General features: G+C 70.2%; 14 protein-coding genes. 7 read left to right on the forward strand and 7 right to left on the reverse strand.

Annotation, left to right across the window (positions count from 1 at the left end; translation table 11 throughout):
• Positions 1-19: 19 nt before the first annotated feature.
• Together OHA61_RS34975 and OHA61_RS34980 are read right to left on the reverse strand one after the other, a co-directional pair.
• Positions 20-1,408 (reverse strand): MFS transporter, encoded by a 1,389-nt coding sequence (locus OHA61_RS34975; RefSeq protein ID WP_324983072.1) that lies wholly within the window; start codon positions 1,406-1,408, stop codon positions 20-22.
• Between the two features lie 137 nt (positions 1,409-1,545).
• Positions 1,546-1,695 carry a hypothetical protein gene (locus OHA61_RS34980; protein ID WP_406306387.1) on the reverse strand — a complete coding sequence of 50 codons (150 nt, stop codon included), beginning with the start codon at positions 1,693-1,695 and terminating at the stop codon, positions 1,546-1,548.
• Positions 1,696-1,748: 53 nt separating this feature from the next.
• Between OHA61_RS34980 and OHA61_RS34985 the strand changes: the two genes are divergently transcribed.
• On the forward strand, positions 1,749-2,129 hold the full coding sequence (locus tag OHA61_RS34985; RefSeq protein WP_406306388.1) for a hypothetical protein: 381 nt from the start codon (positions 1,749-1,751) through the stop codon (positions 2,127-2,129).
• A gap of 4 nt (positions 2,130-2,133) precedes the next feature.
• Here the strand turns inward: OHA61_RS34985 and OHA61_RS34990 are convergent, their stop codons facing one another.
• Positions 2,134-4,581, reverse strand: coding sequence for a SpoIIE family protein phosphatase (locus OHA61_RS34990; RefSeq protein ID WP_406306389.1), 2,448 nt, complete (start codon positions 4,579-4,581; stop codon positions 2,134-2,136).
• Between the two features lie 270 nt (positions 4,582-4,851).
• Between OHA61_RS34990 and OHA61_RS34995 the strand changes: the two genes are divergently transcribed.
• Together OHA61_RS34995 and OHA61_RS35000 are read left to right on the forward strand one after the other, a co-directional pair.
• The gene (locus tag OHA61_RS34995) at positions 4,852-6,492 is read left to right on the forward strand and encodes a LuxR C-terminal-related transcriptional regulator (RefSeq protein WP_406307583.1); all 1,641 of its coding nucleotides are present in this window, start codon (positions 4,852-4,854) and stop codon (positions 6,490-6,492) included.
• A gap of 161 nt (positions 6,493-6,653) precedes the next feature.
• Positions 6,654-8,039 carry an FAD-binding oxidoreductase gene (locus OHA61_RS35000; RefSeq protein WP_406306390.1) on the forward strand — a complete coding sequence of 462 codons (1,386 nt, stop codon included), beginning with the start codon at positions 6,654-6,656 and terminating at the stop codon, positions 8,037-8,039.
• Positions 8,040-8,048: 9 nt separating this feature from the next.
• Here the strand turns inward: OHA61_RS35000 and OHA61_RS35005 are convergent, their stop codons facing one another.
• Positions 8,049-9,434, reverse strand: a complete 1,386-nt coding sequence (locus OHA61_RS35005) for a tannase/feruloyl esterase family alpha/beta hydrolase (RefSeq protein ID WP_406306391.1) — start codon at positions 9,432-9,434, stop codon at positions 8,049-8,051.
• A 157-nt stretch (positions 9,435-9,591) separates the two neighbouring features.
• Positions 9,592-10,674, reverse strand: a complete 1,083-nt coding sequence (locus OHA61_RS35010) for an IS110 family transposase (protein ID WP_406306392.1) — start codon at positions 10,672-10,674, stop codon at positions 9,592-9,594.
• Positions 10,675-10,955: 281 nt separating this feature from the next.
• On the opposite strand from OHA61_RS35010, the gene OHA61_RS35015 reads away from it, so the two are divergent.
• From OHA61_RS35015 to OHA61_RS35030, 4 genes are all read left to right on the forward strand, one after another.
• Entirely contained in the window at positions 10,956-12,146 is a 1,191-nt protein-coding gene (locus OHA61_RS35015) for an IS110 family transposase (RefSeq protein ID WP_406306393.1), read from the forward strand.
• Positions 12,147-12,445: 299 nt separating this feature from the next.
• Positions 12,446-13,684: a sensor histidine kinase gene (locus tag OHA61_RS35020; protein ID WP_406306394.1), complete on the forward strand. Its 1,239-nt coding sequence runs from the start codon at positions 12,446-12,448 to the stop codon at positions 13,682-13,684.
• Entirely contained in the window at positions 13,681-14,379 is a 699-nt protein-coding gene (locus OHA61_RS35025; protein WP_406306395.1) for a response regulator, read from the forward strand. The genes OHA61_RS35020 and OHA61_RS35025 overlap by 4 nt, the downstream gene beginning before the upstream one ends.
• A 109-nt stretch (positions 14,380-14,488) precedes the next feature.
• Positions 14,489-15,508 (forward strand): zinc-dependent alcohol dehydrogenase family protein, encoded by a 1,020-nt coding sequence (locus OHA61_RS35030; RefSeq protein WP_406306396.1) that lies wholly within the window; start codon positions 14,489-14,491, stop codon positions 15,506-15,508.
• A gap of 43 nt (positions 15,509-15,551) precedes the next feature.
• On the opposite strand, the gene OHA61_RS35035 is transcribed toward OHA61_RS35030, so the two are convergent.
• On the reverse strand, positions 15,552-16,175 hold the full coding sequence (locus OHA61_RS35035) for an NAD(P)-dependent oxidoreductase (protein ID WP_406306397.1): 624 nt from the start codon (positions 16,173-16,175) through the stop codon (positions 15,552-15,554).
• A 107-nt stretch (positions 16,176-16,282) separates the two neighbouring features.
• Positions 16,283-17,206, reverse strand: a complete 924-nt coding sequence (locus OHA61_RS35040; RefSeq protein ID WP_406306398.1) for a glutamate ABC transporter substrate-binding protein — start codon at positions 17,204-17,206, stop codon at positions 16,283-16,285.
• Positions 17,207-17,268: the final 62 nt, after the last annotated feature.

A 17,268-nucleotide genomic window follows, 5' to 3' on the forward strand; every position in this document is an offset into this window, starting at 1 on the left:
AGTCTGTGTCCTGCGTCCGTCAGGCGGTGCGCACATCAGCCGATCGGGCAGCGGGCGCTTCCTCCGCCGGCTCCGCCTCGACAGCGTTCAGATCCCGCTGCCGGGTCTCGCGCGCACATCCGATGGCCACCACCGTGATCAGCGCCGCGGCGATCACATACAGGGCGATCGGGGTCGACGAGTCGTAGTCGGCGAGCAGCGCGGTGGCGATCAGCGGCGCCGGGGCACCGGCCGCGACCGAGGAGAACTGCGCGCCGATGGAGGCACCGGAGTACCGCATGCGGGTCGCGAACATCTCGGAGAAGAAGGCTGCCTGCGGTGCGTACATCGCTCCGTGGAACACCAGCCCGACCGTGACGGCGAGCAGCAGATTGCCGAAGCTGCCGGTGTCGATGAGCGAGAAGAACGGGAACATCCAGGCGCCGACGCCGATCGCGCCGATGAGATACACCGGCCTGCGCCCGATCCGGTCCGAGAGCGCGCCCCACGCCGGGATGACCGCGAAGTGCACCGCGGAGGCGATGAGTACGGCATTGAGCGCGGTCTGCTTGCTCATCTCCACGGCGGTCGTCGCGTACACGAGGATGAAGGCGGTGATGACGTAGTAGCTGATGTTCTCCGCCATGCGGGCGCCCATCGCGACCAGCACATCGCGCCAGTGGTGCCGAAGCACGGCGACGAGCGGCATCTTCTCGGCCTGCCCGGCCGCGGCCTTGCGCTCCTCGGCCTGTGCCAGCGCGGCCTTGAAGACCGGTGATTCATCGACAGAGAGACGAATCCACAAGCCGACGATCACCAGCACACCGGAGAGGAGGAAGGGTATGCGCCAGCCCCATGAGGTGAACGCGGCGTCCGACAGCAGCGCGGTGAGCGCCGACAGCACCCCGGTGGCGAGCAACTGCCCGGCCGGAGCGCCGGTCTGCGGCCAGGAGGCCCAGAACCCGCGCCGTTTGGCGTCCCCGTGCTCCGACACGAGCAGCACGGCACCGCCCCACTCACCGCCGAGCGCGAATCCCTGCACCAGCCGCAGCGCGGTGAGCAGGACGGGCGCGGCGCTCCCGACGGTGGCATGCGTCGGCAGCAACCCGATGGCGAAGGTCGCCCCACCCATCAGCAACAGGCTCAGGACCAGCAGCTTCTTGCGGCCGAGCCGGTCGCCGTAGTGCCCGAAGACCAGCGCACCGAGGGGGCGGGCGGCGAACCCGACGGCGTAGGTGAGGAAGGAGAGCAGGGTTCCGACGAGCGGGTCGGAGCCGGGGAAGAACAGCTTGTTGAAGACCAGCGCAGCGGCCGATCCGTAGAGGAAGAAGTCGTACCACTCGATGGTGGTGCCGATGAGGCTCGCGGCGACGATGCGCTTGAGGGAGCTGGGGGCGGTGGCTGGTGGGGCGGATGCCGAGGCGGCCATGGTCACCACTTCCGGGCGGGGACGGGAATGTCGTTGTGTCGCCACACCGTAGAAACGCGCAGGTCACGGGCACATGTGGTGGGACACCATACTTGAGTCGCCCGGTGTGCGTGCAGCGCCCATGAAGGCCCGTGCACTCAGGCGTGCAGGGTCGCCTCGCCCGTGACATGGATGCCGGTGCGCTGGCCGGGGTGTACGGCAACGGGTCCGGCGAGCCGGATCTCCACCGGGCTCGCCAGTCCGTCGATGTCGACGGTGACCATGGCGTCGTGGCCGTAGAAGCTCACCTCGGTCACGGTGCCCTGGACTGCCGTTGTGGGCCGTCTTCTGGCTCTTCGCCATGGGGTGGGCCGCCGCGAAGGCGACCACTGTGCGGCAGCGGCTGCTGGTAACGGCCGCAGCTGTGGCGACAGTTCTGGGCCTCTTCGGGCAGCCGGCCCGCGAGGCGGTCATCATCGGCGGCCTCGCCCTCCTGGTGTGGGTGCGGAATCTGCCGAGTCTGGCCTCCGTCAACCGTGTGGCAGGCGTACTGGCCGGCAGCTCGCTCTACATCTACGTGACGCACTGGCAGGTTTTCCCGCGCCTGGAGGACCAGTTCGCGGTGGTGTCCATGATCGTCTCGCTCGTGGTCGGCATCGCATACGCCGCCGTGGCAACCCGCGTGATGCGGTGGCGGCCCTCTCGCCGGTTCGGCCGTAAAGAGGCCGCCGGCAAGCACTGAGCCGTCACCGCAGGGGCTCGGGCAATGGCTGCTCGGTCCAGATGCACTTGCCGTCGGAGGTGTAGCGAGTGCCCCAGCGATGACTGAGCGCGGCCACCAGTTGGAGTCCGCGGCCTCCTTCGTCGGTGTCCAGGGCACGGCGGATACGGGGCGTGGTGAGACTGCCGTCCGAGACCTCGCAGATGAGCGTCCGGCTCCGAAGCAGGCGCAGCCGGACGGGGCCTTTCGCGTGCCGCACCACATTGCCCACCAGCTCGCTGGCGATCAGCTCGGTGGTCATGACGAGTTCGTCGAGCTGCCATGAGGACAGCTGATGCCGGACATGCTCGCGGGCCAGGCCCGCCGCGAGGGGGTCCTCGGGCAGGGGCCAGGTGGCCATGTCCTCGGCCGCGAGCGTGTGAGTGCGGGCAACGAGCAGAGCGGCATCGTCGTTGGTCTCCTCCTGGGCGGGCAGGAGAGCCGAGACAAGCGAATCGCAGAGCCGGTCGAGATGCCCGGCTTCGGTGTGGCGGTGGGCTGCTGTCCACTCGGCACTCGGTGAGGCTCCCCGGACCTCGGCCGGTCCCGATTCCCGCGCGCCGTCGAGGCCGACGGTGAGTGCCTTGGCCAACTGCTCGATGCCACTGTCGATGTCGCGCCGGGCGGATTCCACGAAACCGTCGGTGTAGAGCACCAGGAGGCTTCCCTCCGGCAGCTTCAGCTCCGTGGTTTCGAAGGGCGGCGTGGCCGCGCCCAGCGGAGGGTTGGCGGCGACATCGGGAAAGTGCACCGTGCCGTCGGGGTGGACGACAGCCGGTGGAGGGTGTCCGGCACCGGCGAACGTGCAGAGTCCGGACGCGGGATCGTAGAGGGCGTACAGGCACGTGGCGTAGAAATCGTCGCCGAGCTCGCTGACCAGGTCGTTGAGGTGGGAGAACAACTCGTCGGGAGGCAGTTCGAGACCGGCCAGGGTGTGTACGGCGGTGCGCAGTCTGCCCATCGTGGCGGCCTCGGGGAGGCCGTGGCCCATCACGTCGCCGATGACCAGCGCGACGCGGTCGGCGGAGAGCGGAATGACGTCGTACCAGTCGCCGCCGAGCGTGCCTTCGCTGGCCGGCAGGTAGCGGGCGGCGGCGGCGACGGCCGGCAGGGACGGCAGCGCGCGGGGGAGCAGGCCGCGTTGCAACGCCTGCGCACGGCCGTGCTCGGCGTCGTACTGCCGGGCCCGTTCCAGGGCCTGGGCGACCAGTCCGCTGAGCGCGACCAGCAGGGTGCGCTCCTCCCCGGTGAGACGGCGGGGCCGGTCGAAGGAGACCACGCAGCCGCCGACCGCGCGGCCGGAGACCATCAGCGGCAGGAATGCCCAGGCCTGCTTCCCGCTCATGCTCGGGAGGCCGCTCATCCCCGGGTAGTCGGCCTCCATCTCCTCCAGCGAGGCGATGAACCTCGGGATGCCGTCCTGCAGCGCGAGTTCGCTGAGGGAGCCGGCGGGGATGCCGCCCCTGGCCAGCTGGTCGAGGAATGCGCGCGGGTATCCGACCGACCCGACGGGCTGTACCCGGCCGCCTTCACGGGCCTGCACGATCAGCCCCGTCGCGCCGAACAGCGGCAGCACCCGCTCGGCGGCCGCGGCCACCACGTCCTCTGCCGTGAGTGCCTCGGCGAGCGCCGCTGTCAGCTCCCCTATGCGTGCGGCTCGTTCGGCGGCCGCGTGTTCCGCCGAAAGGCGCTCCTCCTCCAACTGGCGTCTCTCGGTGACATCGGTCAGATAGACCGTCAGTCCGTCGGGCACCGGGATCAGCCGCAGGTGGTACCAGCGGCCGTCGGCGGGCAACCGCAGATCCAGCCCCGTCGGCCTGCGGTCGGCGACGGCTTGGCGGCACCCCGATTCGAGGCCGGGCGCACTGACTTGCGGGATGTCCCACAGCGTCCGGCCGACGAGTTCCCGCGAAGGGCCGAGGAGTCGCTCGGCCAGGCCGTTGACGTAGAGGACTCTCCAGTCGGCGTCGACGGCGAGGAATCCGTCGCTCATGTGCCGCAGGGCGCGGCCGACCGAGTCCAGGGCGGCCAGGCTCTCGGTGGTCTCCCAGAGCCGCCCCACCATGTGGGCCGGTGCGCCGTCCTCGCCGAGGACGATCCGGCCGCGGACCGCGACCCAGCCGACGGTGCCATCGGGCCGGCGCACCCGGTGTTTGGTGTTGTACTCGGCGCCCTCCCTCAGGGCATGCTCGGCCTGCGCCAGCACAACGGGCAGGTCATCGGGATGGATCAGGCTCCGCCAGGTCTCGATCCGCCCGTCGAAGACGTCCGGGCCGATGCCGAGGACCAGGGGCATCTCTTCGTCCCAGGTCAGGTCGCCGGTGCGGATGTCCCAGTTCCAGGCCCCGACCCTGACCGCGTCGAGCGCCTGCTGAAGGAGGTGGGCATCGTCCGGCTGCGTGGCGGACGACGGGCCGGGCTCTTGTGTCGCCATAGAGAGCACCAAAGGGTCATATAAGACCAAAACGGTCAGCGTCAAGTCTATAGATGCGCCCCGAACGCGGCTGTGAGCCGTGGTGGTCCCCGGCGGACCGGGGCGCGGTCGGCCCGGAGCGGCGCCGTCCGGTCCCTGCGCGGTCCCTGGAGCTGCGCGCTCCTATGCTGGTGAGGGGGGGTCCGGCTCGCGGAGAGCGAGAAGGGAGCCGCCGTGGCTGAGCAGATCACCGGCAGAGATCCGCCCGTCGATCAGGCGATCGAGAAAGCGATGGACGCTGTGGCGCGGGAGGCCTGGGCCGACGCGTACGCAGCCCTGCGTGCACTCGACCACGACCGCATGGGCCCGGACGACTTCGCCGCACTTGCCGACGCCGCCTGGTGGACCAGCCGCGTCGAGGAATCGATCGCCGCGCGGACCAAGGCCTACTCCGGGTATGTGGCCGCGGGTGCCGCCCGGCGGGCTGGATTCAGCGCCTGGATGCTCTTCTACGAGTTTCAGCTCGCAGGGCGTACGGCCGCGGCCGCCGGGTGGCTGCGCCGGGCGCGGCAGCACCTCAGCGGCGAGCCCGAATGCGTCGAGCAGTGCTATCTCGCCTGGGTGGAGGCAGAAGACGCGCAGCGACGTGGCGCGTTCGACGAGGCCATGAGCTGTGCCCGCCGCATGGCCGGTGTCGCACGGCGCTGCGGTAGCCCGGACCTCCTCGCCATGAGCACCCAGGCGCAGGCGAGCGTGCTGCTGGCCGAGGGGCGGATCGCAGGCGGGCTCGCCCTGCTCGACGACGCCATGTGCTCGGCCATGGCGGGCGAGCTCAGCTCCTTCTTCACCGGGTGGATCTACTGCCTGGGCCTCCAGCAGTGCATGGCCTCCGCCGACCTGGAACGCGCCGCCGAGTGGACCGACGCGGCCATGGCCTGGTGTGCGTCGATGCCCGAGGAGAACAACTTCCGGGGTCTGTGCCGGGTGCACCGGGTCGAGGTGCTCGAACTGTCCGGTCAATGGTCCCGGGCATCAACCGAAGCCGCCCTGACCTGCAAGGAACTGCTGCCTTACGAGGCGAGGGCCGCCGCGGAGGCGTTCTATCTGACCGGCGGTATCCAGCGGCGGCGCGGCGAGCCGGCCGCGGCCGAGGCGTCGTACGACCGCGCGCACGAGCTGGGCCGCGACCCGCAGCCGGGGCTCGCGCTGCTGCGCCTGGCCCAGGGCAAGGCCGACTCCGCGGCCGCTGCCCTGCGGCTCGCACTCGCGGCCGACGACGGTGGTTTCGCTGGCGGTGGCCCCGGCCGACTCGGGCACTGCCGGCTGCTCGCGGCCCAGGTCGAGGTCTCGCTCGCCCTCGGCCGGCTCGACCAGGCCCGTACGGCGGCGGGCGAACTGGAGGCGGCCGCGCGCGAGTGGCAGCAGCTGCGCGAGTCCGAGACCACGGTGCTGCATGCGATCGCCGCCGCGGCGGGCGGCGCGGTGGCATTCGCCGAGCGTGACCTGGAGGGTGCCCTGCCACTGCTGCACCGGGCGCTGTCGCTGTGGCTGGACCTGGGAGTGCCGTACGAGGCCGCGCAGGTCCGCATGACCCTGGCTGCCGCCGACCGCGCCGCCGGGGACGACGAAGGCGCACGGCTGGAACTCCGGGCCGCCCGGGCGGTCTTCGAGCGACTCGGCGCGGTGCCCGACGCGCGGCGGGCGGCGGCCCTGCTCAGCACCGTGCGCCGGCACCTGCCCGGCGAGCTCACCGAGCGCGAGGTCCAGGTCCTGCGCCTCGTGGCCGCGGGCCGGACCAACCGCGCCGTCGCCTCCGAGCTGGTCATCAGCGAGCACACCGTGGCCCGCCACCTCAACAACATCTTCGCGAAGCTCGATGTGTCATCGAGGGCCGCTGCCACGGCGTACGCGTGCACACACGGCCTCGCCTGACCCCTGCACCGTGCGGCGCATGGGCCGTTCTGGCCATGCCCGCACAGTCGGCATGGGCGGTTCCGGCGATGAGCCCTGCCCGGCCCCGTGCCTACAACAGAGCCGTACCCATCCCCTGATCCCCGACTGATCCCCGACGACGTGGAAAGCGGGTGGCGGTCATGACCACCTCCACACCAGCCCTCGACGGCAAGCTGCTGGAGCGGCTGCAGGGGGCCGTACGCGGCGAGATCATCCAGCCTGCCGACCCCGACTACGACGAGGCGCGCAAGGTCTACAACGCGATGCACGACAAGCGCCCGGCGATCATCGTCCGGGCCGTCGACGTGGGCGACATCGTCGCCACCGTGGACTTCGCCCGCGAGCAGAACCTGCTGCTGGCGGTGCGAGGCGGCAGCCACAGCGTCCCCGGTTACGGCACCTGCGACGGCGGCGTGGTCCTCGACCTCGGCCGCATGCGCGGGATCCGGGTCGATCCGCAGGCGGGTACGGCCCGGGCCGAGGGCGGCTGCACCTGGGCCGATGTCAACCACGCGACGCATGCCTTCGGTCTGGCCACCACGGGCGGGGTCGTGTCCAGTACCGGTATCGGCGGGCTGACCACCGGTGGCGGCATGGGCCATCTGGCCCGGCGCTGCGGGCTGGCCTGCGACAACGTGCTCTCGGCCGACCTGGTCACGGCGGACGGGGCCTTCCGTACCTGTACCCGGGAGCAGAACGCCGACCTGCTGTGGGCGCTGCGCGGCGGAGGCGGGAACTTCGGGGTCGTCACGTCCTTCGAGTACCGGCTGCACCCCGTGGCCGGCATTCTCGGCGGGCCGACCTTCTATCCCCTCGACGGCGACGTCATGCGGCGATACCGCGAGCTGATCGCCGATTCCGACGAAAAACTCGGTGCGCTGCTCGTCGTCGCGCTCGGCCCGCCCGTGCCGTTCCTGCCCGAGCGCTGGCACGGGCGGCCGCTCTGCGGTGTGGTCACCTGCTGGACCGGCGCCGAGGACGAGGACGACCGGATCCGTGCCCGTCTCGCCGACCTCGGTCCGGTGGTGGGGCAGTACGTCGAACGCATGCCGTACCCGGTGATCAACACGCTGTTCGACGAACTGCTCCCCGCGGGTCTGTTCCACTACTGGAAGGGCACCTTCAGCCACGGTCTGCCGGACGGAGCCATCGACGCGTACGTCGAGTACGGCGCCACGACGCCCACCATCCAGAGCGCGACGGTGATCTTCCCCATCGACGGCGCCTGCCACCGGGTGGGCCCCGAGGAGACCGCGTTCGCCTACCGGGACGCCGACTTCGCGACGGCACTCAGCCCGACCCTCATGACCCGCGCCGACTGCGAGGCCAGCGTCCCCTGGGCACGGGCCTTCGCCGCGGCCCTCGCGCCTCACTCCCTGGAGGGCGGCTACGTCAACTTCATGGACAGCGATGACCAGGACCGGGTCCGGGCCAATTACCGTCAGAACTACGACCGCCTGACGGCCATCAAGCGGCGCTACGACCCCGGCAATCTGTTCCGCCTGAACCACAACATCGCGCCATGAGCCGGCGGTTCACAGTGAGCAGGAGTCCACGCCTGCGTCGTCGTCCGGCCGGGGCACCGTGCGGCTCCTGGGTGGGGTGACACTCCGCTGCGTCCAGTCGACCATCGCGTCGAACGCGGCACGGAAGCAAGGCAGCATCGGCCGGACCGTTTCGGGATGGGCCGCGTACAGACCGTCGGTGTGGGATCCGTCGGTGATCCGGAAATAGCGGTGCAGGTCCCCGCGGCCGGCGTCCTTCACCATCCGGGCGTACACATCCCCGCTGCGGCTGATCGGCAGCAGCACGTCACGCGTGCCGTGCAGGGTGATCAGCGGCTTGCCGATGCGCCCGGTCAGCGACACCCGTTCGACGGCTTTGTGCACCGAGCGGGGGCGCGAGGCGTAGTCGTAGTCGGTGTCGCAGCCGGGCCCGGTGCCCTCGGGGCAGAACGGTGTACCGCCCTCGGCCGCGCCGTCGTACCCGGGGTCCAGTTCCTCCCGCACGATGCGCTGGAACGCGTCCCACTGCGTGCGGTAGTGCAGGCCCCACAGCGGCTCGGTGCCCGCCGGGTAACCGGCGGCCAGCATCTCCTCGTGCGCGCCGGGCCGACCGGCCAAGTAGCGGGGATACGCGCGCAGCGCCGGTGGCAGGGTGGTCAGCAGATTGGGCGCGTCGCGGGTGAACAGCAGGCCGTGCCAGTCGATACCGCCGCTGTAGAGACCCGGATGCCGTTCCAGCTGCCAGCGCACGAGGTAGCCGCCCGCGGAGGCCCCGGCGGCGTACGTGTGGGAGGGCGGGCGTCCGTACCGCTGGGCCGCAACGCGCTTGGCGGCGACGGTCAGTTGGGTGACGCGCCGGTGCCACTCGAGGACGGCGTCGCCCGGGCGGCGGCCGTCCTTGTAGATCTCCGGTCCGGTGTTGCCCTTGTCGGTGGCGGCGAACACGAATCCCTTGGACAGCGCATAGTCGCCGATGATGCGGTCATTGGCGTACTGCTCGCGGATACCGGGCGGGCCCGCGACGATCAAGCCGCCGTTCCACCGCTCGGGGAGTCTGATCACGAACTGGCTGTCGTGGTTCCAGCCGTGGGTCCGGTTGGTGGTGGAGGAGTCGGGGAAGTAGCCGTCGAGCTGGAGCCCCGGAACAGCGGGCGGGCTGACCGTGCCGGGCGGTTCCAGGCCGGCCCAGTCGGCCGGGTCGGTGTGACCGCTTGCGACGGTTCCACCGGTGGTGAGATCCGGCAGGCAGGCGGAGATCATGAACTCCGCTCCCGGCACGCGCGGCGGATGCCCGCCGCATCTCGATCCTTCGCCTGCAACGGTCCCTGCGGTCCCGCCGCCAGTGGCGAGGGCCGGGGTCAAGGTCGCCGCCAGCACGAGCGCGGTCAGTGCGGCGAGACGGCCGAAGACAGTCATGCGGTCCTACCTTGTTGGTGGGTTGGACGGGCCGTCGTAAGGTCCAGAGGCCCAGAGACTCCGGGTATGGCTTTCATGCGGTTGCCCTCGATGGTTCGAGACACCTGGCCGCCCGGAGTCTCACGGCGACTCGGCCACTGATTAGCGCCTCTGTGTGTCAAGCAGCTGCGGCAAGTTGGGTTCGCTGATCGCGTTTCATGATCCGGTAGACGACGTTGGACAAGCGGCGCTTGAGCGCCCGACGGGCCTCGGCCGGGGTCTTGCCTTCGGCGATCTTGCGGAGGTAGTACTCCTGGCCGCGCCCGCCGTCGCGGATCTGGCAGATGGCGATGATGTGGAGTGCGCTGTTCAGAGCCCTGTTGCCTCCGGTGTTGAGGCGATGGCGGACGTTCTTGCCGCTGGAGGCGTCCAGGGGCGCGCTGCCGACGTAGCTGGCGAAGTGGTGCTCGGTCGGGAAGCGGCTGATGTCTCCGATGTGGCCGAGGACCTTCGCAGCCAGCACCGTGCCCAGTCCGGGCAACGACGTCAGGCTGGTCCGTGCGGCGGCGAGAGCGTCACGCATCTGGGCCTCGTTGTCCTTGACCTGGCGGTCGAGCCTGCGTAGGTCGGCCAGCAGATCGCGCGCGATATCGCGCCGACAGTTGTCCGTCGCGGTGGTCGGCCGGATGCCCTTCATCAAGATGGCGGCCTTCTCAGACGACAGACGGGTGGGGGCTCCGCCGGGCAGCAGGTCACGCAGGACTGCGTGGAGGCGGTTGATTATGCGGGTGCGCTCGTTGACCAGGTCGTTGTGTCGCTCGGTCAGCAGCCGCAGGATCGTGGACTGGTCCTCTGCGGTGACCTTACGCAGGTCGGTGCGGAACAGTGCGACTTGGGCGACGTGGAGGGCGTCGGCGGGGTCGGTCTTTCGGTCCCCGCCGGTGGCCAGGAGGCGGGCCCTGGCTGACAAGGTCGAGGGCACGTCGACGACGTCCTCGCCTGCGGCGGCGAGCTGCTGGGCGAGAGTCCGTCCGAGGCCGCCGGCGCCTTCCACCGCGAACCGGCGCTCGGGCCATTGGTCGCTCCAGCGCATCAGCTGTCCGAAGGTGCCGGCGTTGACGACGAAGCGCCGCTGGCCGATCTTGTGGCCAGCGGAGTCGATAGCGACGGCGGTGTGTGAGGACTTGTGGGGGTCGATCCCGATCGTGATCACGCGCGTCCTGACCTGGTGCTCGATGGGGCAGAAGTGTGCGGTGGGCACCCTGACTTGAAGTAGCGGTCACACACATTCATGCCTCTGTCGAGCCACACCGCGCGGGTGCCGGCCAGCGGCGGCACGCTAATCATGAGCCAGCCCGCAGGGCGGCAAGGAGCTATGCGAGCCCGTGCCGACCGGCACCCTGGACGCTACGGCTGCAGACCGGGCGTCTGGGGTCGATTCAACAAGTCAGGAGCTGCGAGCACCTGCGGGCGCATCGCTGAGTAGGACCACGTCGGCGAGGTCGTCCGGGAGCACAGAACATCGAACGACCGGAGGAACTGGTGGCCCTGATCTGGGCGGGTACGGATATCGGCAAGACCCACCACCACTGTGTGGTCCTGGGAGCCGAGGGCGAGCGGCTGTTGTCGCGGCGCGTGCTGAACGACGAACCGGAACTGCTGGCCCTGCTCGCTGACGTGCTGGCCATCGACGAGGACGTGGTCTGGGCGGTCGACGTCGCCGACGGCATGGCCGCCCTGTGGATCAATGTGCTGCTCAACCATGGTCAGCACCTCGTCTACATACCGGGGCTGGCGGTCAACCGGGCCTCGGCTGGCTACCGGGGCATGGGCAAGACCGATGCCAAGGACGCGACCGTCATCGCGGACCAGGCCCGGATGCGCCGGGACCTGACGGTCCTGCGGCCGGACAGCGAGCACGCCGTCGAGTTGCAGGTCCTCACCGGCCGCCGGGCCGACCTGAATGCCGACCGGACCCGCCGGATCAACCGCCTGCGCGGTCAACTCACCGGCATTTTCCCCGCGTTGGAGCGCGTCCTGGACCTGGGCAACGTCGGTCCGCTGGTCCTGCTCACCGGATACCAGACTCCGGCTGCCCTGCGCCGCACCGGTGTCAAGCGGCTGGAGACCTGGCTGCGCAACCGCAAGGTCCGCGGCGCCGAGGACCTGGCCGCCGCCGCTCTGGAAGCCGCCGAGCGCCAGCACACCGCCGTCACCGGGGAGAAGGTCATCGCGCAGGTGATCCACACCCTGGCCAAGGAGGTGATGAGCCTCAACGAGCAGATCGCGGAGATCGACAAGCTCATTGGGGCCCGGTTTCGCGAACACGACCTCGCCGAAGTGATCTCCAGCATGCCCGGCATCGGCCCTCTGCTGGGTGCCGAATTCCTCGCTGCCACGGCCGGCGACATGAGCCGCTTCGGCACGGCCGACCGCCTGGCCAGCCTCGCCGGTGTCGCCCCGGTGCCCCGGGACTCCGGCAACGTCAGCGGCAACCTGCACCGCCCCCGGCGCTACCACCGCGGCCTGCAACGCGTTTTCTATACCTCTGCGCTCATCAGCATCCGCAACTGCGACGCATCCCGGCGCTTCTACGAACGCAAGCGCGCCGAGGGCAAACGACACACCCAGGCCGTCCTCGCCCTGGCCCGCCGCCGAGTGAACGTCTTGTGGGCTCTGATCCGTGACGAACGGTGCTACCAAAGCAACCTCCCCGTCACAACTGCCGCTTGACAACTTCATTAGGAGGTGTCCTTTCCGGGGAAGTCCGACGTGAACAGGACGACCGTAGAAAGGCATGGGAGCGCGCGGTGAGTGCCCTGCGGCCACACCGAGGAGCGAAGGTCACGCGCCCTGCCGCAGCCGCACGGCCGGACGGCACATGACCTGTGGCCACATCTGCCGCGGGCCGGGCGGGAGTCGGGGGCGTGGTCGTGACCGCGACGTATCCTGCTGGGACACGACCGGCGCGCGCAGCAGCGCCGCTCGCCTTGTGCCGGGGAGCAAGTGCCGCAGTTCCGCAGGGGGTTGGTATGGCCGCACCACCGAGACCTCCCAGGCCACTGCGCTGGGTCCCGTCCGCGCTCTACGCCGCGGTGCTGGCCGGCGGGCTGTACTACGAGACCCTCGGAGAGGGCAGCCTCCGACTCGCGGGCACGGCGGGCTTCGTGACCTGCCTGCTGCTGCTGTTCGCTCTGGAAGCCGGCGAGCGCGGCCGCTACCCCAAACACACGCCGGCCCGCCCCGCGGTCGTCCTGCTGGCGGCCCGTCTCGGGCTGTACGCAGCGGTGAGCGGCTTCGACGAGGCAGGTGTCTCGCGGGCACTGTTCGTACTGGTCCCGTTCACGGCCTACTTCGCCCTGGGCCGCACGGTGGCCCTGGTCGCGAGCGCCGGATGCCTCGGGCTGCTGCTGACAGGCAATGTGCTGTGGGTGCCGCGGTGGTGGGCGACGGCCGAGCACATCTCCGACCTGCTCATGCTCGGCATCGGTCTGGTGCTGGCCGTGTCCATGGCTGCGGTGGCGGTCGGCGAACAGGAAGGCCGGGCGCGGCTGGAGCACGCCTTGCGCGACCTGAGCGACTCCCACGAGCGGCTGGCCGACTATGCCGAGCGGGTGGAGGAGCTGTCGACGGCCAAGGAACGCAACCGGCTGGCCAGGGAGATCCACGACAGTCTCGGCCACCATCTGACGGCGATCGCCGTCCAGTTGGAGAAAGCCGAGGCCTTCCACGACCGGGACGCCGAGACCGCGCGGCAGGCGGTCGGCCATGCGCACTGGTCGGCGGTGCGCGCGCTCGACGAGGTACGTCATTCGGTACGCGCGCTGCGCGACGAGGGTGAGCCGTTCTCGCTCTCCCGCGCCCTGGCCGACCTCGCCCGGCACGCCGACGGGGGCCGATTGAAGATCGTCACGCAGGTGAGCGGCGACGAGCGGGGCTTTTGCACCGGGGCACTCACCGCCCTGTACCGCGCGGCGCAGGAGGGACTGACCAACGCCCATCGCCACGGGCACGCGACCCGGGTGTCCGTCACCGTCGCGTTCCCCGGCGACGGCGCGCGACTCGCCGTCACCGACAACGGACGCGGTTTCCCGGACGATGCGTGCGAGGGATACGGCCTGCGCGGCATGCGGGAGCGGGTGGCGCTGCTCGGCGGCACGGTCGACATCCACTCGGCACCGGATGCCGGGACCGCGGTGACCGTGACGCTGCCACCGGCCGCCGCCTCGCTGCCCGAGGTTCAGGTCACACCGGCAAAGGCGTTGCGATGAGCACGCGCCCTGCGGGGACCCGAGACATGGTGGCGGTGCTGGTCGTCGACGACCAGGAGCTGGTGCGTGAGGGAATCGCCTCCCTGCTGAGCCTGCAGCCCGGGATCACCGTGGTCGGCGCGGTCGCCGACGGACGACAGGCCGTCGAGGCCGCCGTGACGGACTCGCCCGACGTGATCCTGATGGACGTCCGCATGCCGGTGATGGACGGTGTCGAGGCGGTGACCCAGCTGAGCAAACGCGCCCCGACGTGCAAGGTCGTCATGCTGACGACGTTCGACGACGACGAATACGTGGTGCGGGCACTGCGCGCGGGGGCGGCGGGCTATCTGCTGAAGAACCTGCCCGCGGCAGAACTGGCCGACGCGGTGCGGCTGGCGCATGCCGGGGTCACCCAGCTCGACTCCTCCGTGGCCCGGATTCTCACCGGCGCGCTGCTGCCCGCCGAGCCAGGCCCTGGCGCCGGGGATTCGGCCGCTGCGTCCTCCAACGGCGCTCCGCCCAGCGGTTTGACCGCCCGTGAGGTCGAGGTGCTGCGGCTGATCGCCGCCGGCTCCACCAACCGTGAGATCGCGTCCCGGCTCTACGTCAGCGAGGGCACCGTCAAGAACCACATCTCACGGATCCTGGGCAGGCTCGGTCTGCGCGACCGCACCCAGGCCGCGATCTACGCGCACGACCACGGACTCCTCTAGCGCTCGGCCGGCAGGTGGCCATGCTGGAGGCGCACGCACTCGCTGCTGAAGAAAGCGCCGGCGAGGACGACCATGGACAAAGAGCACTTGCGCGGACAGGAGGGCGACGATGGCATCCCCGAGCCCCGCGGCCACATCCGCGTGGGTGGTCGAGCACCCCGGACCGGTCACGTCCGCCCCGCTGCGGCTGGTCGAGCGCGAGACGCCCGAGCCCGGGCCGGGCGAGCTGTTGCTGCGCGTACGCACCTGCGGAGTCTGCCGGACCGACCTGCACCTGGCCGAGGGTGACCTGCCACCCCACATGTCACGGTGTACGCCGGGTCACGAGGTCGTGGGCGAGGTCATCGCCACCGGGCCGGATGCCGAGGACTTCCGCCTCGGCGACCGGGCGGGCGCGGCCTGGCTTGCGGAGACCTGCGGGCAGTGCCGCTACTGCCGAAGCGCGCGCGAGAATCTGTGCCCCGACTCCCGCTACACCGGCTGGGACATCCACGGCGGCTACGCCGACCACCTGCTCGTGGACGCGCGCTTCGCCTACCGCCTGCCGGAAGGGTGGAGCGACGAGAACACCGCGCCCCTGCTGTGTGCGGGCATCATCGGCTACCGGGCGCTGCAGCGGGCCGACCTGCCGTCCGGCGGCCGGCTCGGCATCTACGGATTCGGCGCCTCCGCGCATCTGACCGCCCAGCTGGCCATCGCCAGGGGCGCCGAGGTCCATGTCGTCACCCGCTCGCAGGGTGCGCAGCGGCTGGCGCTCGAACTGGGGGCGGCATCGGCCGGAGCGGACGCGCCCCCGAAGGCTCTGGATGCGGCGATCCTGTTCGCCCCGGCGGGGAGCCTGGTGCCGGTCGCGCTCGCGGCGCTGGACCGTGGCGGCACCCTCGCGATCGCCGGGATCCATCTGAGTACGGTCCCGCCGCTCGACTACGACCGGCACCTGTTCCAGGAGCGGACCGTGCGCAGCGTCACCGCCAACACCCGAGAAGACGGCCGCGCCTTCCTGGCAGAGGCGGCACGTCTGCGGCCCACCGTGCGGGTCACCCGCTACCCGATGCGACGGGCCGACCGGGCCCTGGAGGATCTGGCGGCCGGGCAGATCACGGGCGTGGCCGTACTCGTGACGGACTGATCAGAGGTGCCGAAACCTGTGACCGCCGGCAGGTTGAGCCAGGTCAGTTGGTGAGGATGACCGTGCGGCGGTACCAGGTCGGGTCCGTGAGCTGCGTGAGCATGAAGTGGGCGACGTCCGCCCGGCTGATCTTGGGCATGCCCTTGAACTCGAAACTGTCACCCACGCGGTAGGTGCCGGTGAAAGGCCGGTTGGTCAGCGTCACCGGATAGACAAGGGTCACGTCGAGGTCGCCGGCGAGGAGCGTGCGGTCCGCCTTCCCCTTGTCGGGGTAGATCTTCCTCAGCATCGTGCGGTAGAAGAACCGCTGCGGCAGCGAAGCCTGGGCGTAGGTCTCGTTGACGCCGAAGGCCGAGAGGAAGATCAGTCGGTCGACTCCCGCATCGTGCATGGCGGGGACGAGTGCGTCCACCGTGCGGCTGACGATGTCGGACGTGAGGCTCCTCCCCGTCCCCATCGTGCTCAGCACGGCGTCCTGGCCCACGGCGGCACTGGCGAGCTCCTGCTCGTCGGTGACATCACCGACGAGCACGGTCAGCCGACCGCCGACCCGAGGCAGCTTTTCCGGACTGCGGACGAGCGCGGTGACGTGATGGCCCTGGTCAAGGGCCTGACCGACCAGCTGGAGGCCGGTGGGTCCGGTCGCGCCGAGAAGCAGCAGTCTCATGCCCTCCAGCCTGGGCCAGACGGGGGCAGGGCGCTACCTCGCTCGTCAGCACACCGAACCGGCTTCCGGTCCGGAAGCCCGTTCGGTATCAGCTGTCAGTCAGAGCGTCAGTAGCGCTCGACGACGGGCGCCCCGCCGTACTTCGAGCCGGAAAGGCCCAGCGTCGCCGCGTACGCCCTCTTGTGGTCGCCGTTCTCGTCGTGCGCCTCGAGCGCGTCCGTCACTGCTTCCCGCAGCGCCTTGTCGTCCTTGTTCATGCCGATGCCGTAGGGCTCCTCGGTGAAGGGGTTGCCGACGACCTTCAGTTTGTCCGGGCGCTGGGCGGCGTAGCCCATGAGGATGGCGTCGTCCGTGGTGACGGCGTCGACCTTCTTGTCGAGCAGCTTCTGGACGCACTCGAAGTACTTGGACGTCTCGACCGTCGTCGTGTTGTAGTCGGGCTTCTTGATCTCCCGGAGGGCGGTCGATCCCTTGACCGAGCAGACCGTCTTGCCCTCAAGGGAGTACGGGCCCCCGATCGTGCCGTCGTTCTTGCGGACCAGGAGGTCGGCGCCGGCCTTGTAGTACGGCCCGGCGAAGCCCACCTTCTTCTTGCGCTCGTCATTGATCGTGTACGTGCCGACGTACAGGTCGACCTGGCCGCTGGAGATGGCGGCCTCGCGGTTCTTCGTGTCGACCGTCTTGAACTCGATCTTCTCGGGCGAGAACCCGAGACTCGCCGCGACCATCTTGGCGATCTCGATGTCGAAGCCGGACCGCCTGCCGTCCTTCTCCTCGAAGCCGAGGAACGGCTGATCGTTCTTCGCGCCGATGATGAGCTTGCCGGCCCGCTGCGCCCTCTTCAGGGTCTGGGAGTCGATCTTGACGTCCTTGGCGACCGTGTACGTGGGCAGCCTCGGGTGGCTCCCGTTCGCGCTGCTGGTGGGCTCGTCATCGGAGCCATTGCCGGACCCGCCGCTGCAGGCGGTGGCGGTGAGGGCTACCGACAGCACAGTGATCGCCGCGACGGCGGCGGACTTGCACGACTTCATGGTGGAACATCCTCAAAAATCAACAGATGGAGCAGAGTGCACGAGGAGGCTGAATGACGGGA

The organism is Streptomyces sp. NBC_00885 (assembly GCF_045207475.1).
Taxonomy (GTDB): Bacteria; Actinomycetota; Actinomycetes; order Streptomycetales; family Streptomycetaceae; genus Streptomyces.

Bases quoted from the DNA above. Each gene is read 5' to 3' on its own strand.
- OHA61_RS34975 (WP_324983072.1), bottom strand. From the start codon at position 1,408: ATGGCCGCCTCGGCATCCGCCCCACCAGCCACCGCCCCCAGCTCCCTC.
- OHA61_RS34985 (WP_406306388.1), top strand. From the start codon at position 1,749: ATGGGGTGGGCCGCCGCGAAGGCGACCACTGTGCGGCAGCGGCTGCTG.
- OHA61_RS34990 (WP_406306389.1), bottom strand. From the start codon at position 4,581: ATGGCGACACAAGAGCCCGGCCCGTCGTCCGCCACGCAGCCGGACGAT.
- OHA61_RS34995 (WP_406307583.1), top strand. From the start codon at position 4,852: ATGGACGCTGTGGCGCGGGAGGCCTGGGCCGACGCGTACGCAGCCCTG.
- OHA61_RS35000 (WP_406306390.1), top strand. From the start codon at position 6,654: ATGACCACCTCCACACCAGCCCTCGACGGCAAGCTGCTGGAGCGGCTG.
- OHA61_RS35005 (WP_406306391.1), bottom strand. From the start codon at position 9,434: ATGACTGTCTTCGGCCGTCTCGCCGCACTGACCGCGCTCGTGCTGGCG.
- OHA61_RS35020 (WP_406306394.1), top strand. From the start codon at position 12,446: ATGGCCGCACCACCGAGACCTCCCAGGCCACTGCGCTGGGTCCCGTCC.
- OHA61_RS35025 (WP_406306395.1), top strand. From the start codon at position 13,681: ATGAGCACGCGCCCTGCGGGGACCCGAGACATGGTGGCGGTGCTGGTC.
- OHA61_RS35030 (WP_406306396.1), top strand. From the start codon at position 14,489: ATGGCATCCCCGAGCCCCGCGGCCACATCCGCGTGGGTGGTCGAGCAC.
- OHA61_RS35035 (WP_406306397.1), bottom strand. From the start codon at position 16,175: ATGAGACTGCTGCTTCTCGGCGCGACCGGACCCACCGGCCTCCAGCTG.
- OHA61_RS35040 (WP_406306398.1), bottom strand. From the start codon at position 17,206: ATGAAGTCGTGCAAGTCCGCCGCCGTCGCGGCGATCACTGTGCTGTCG.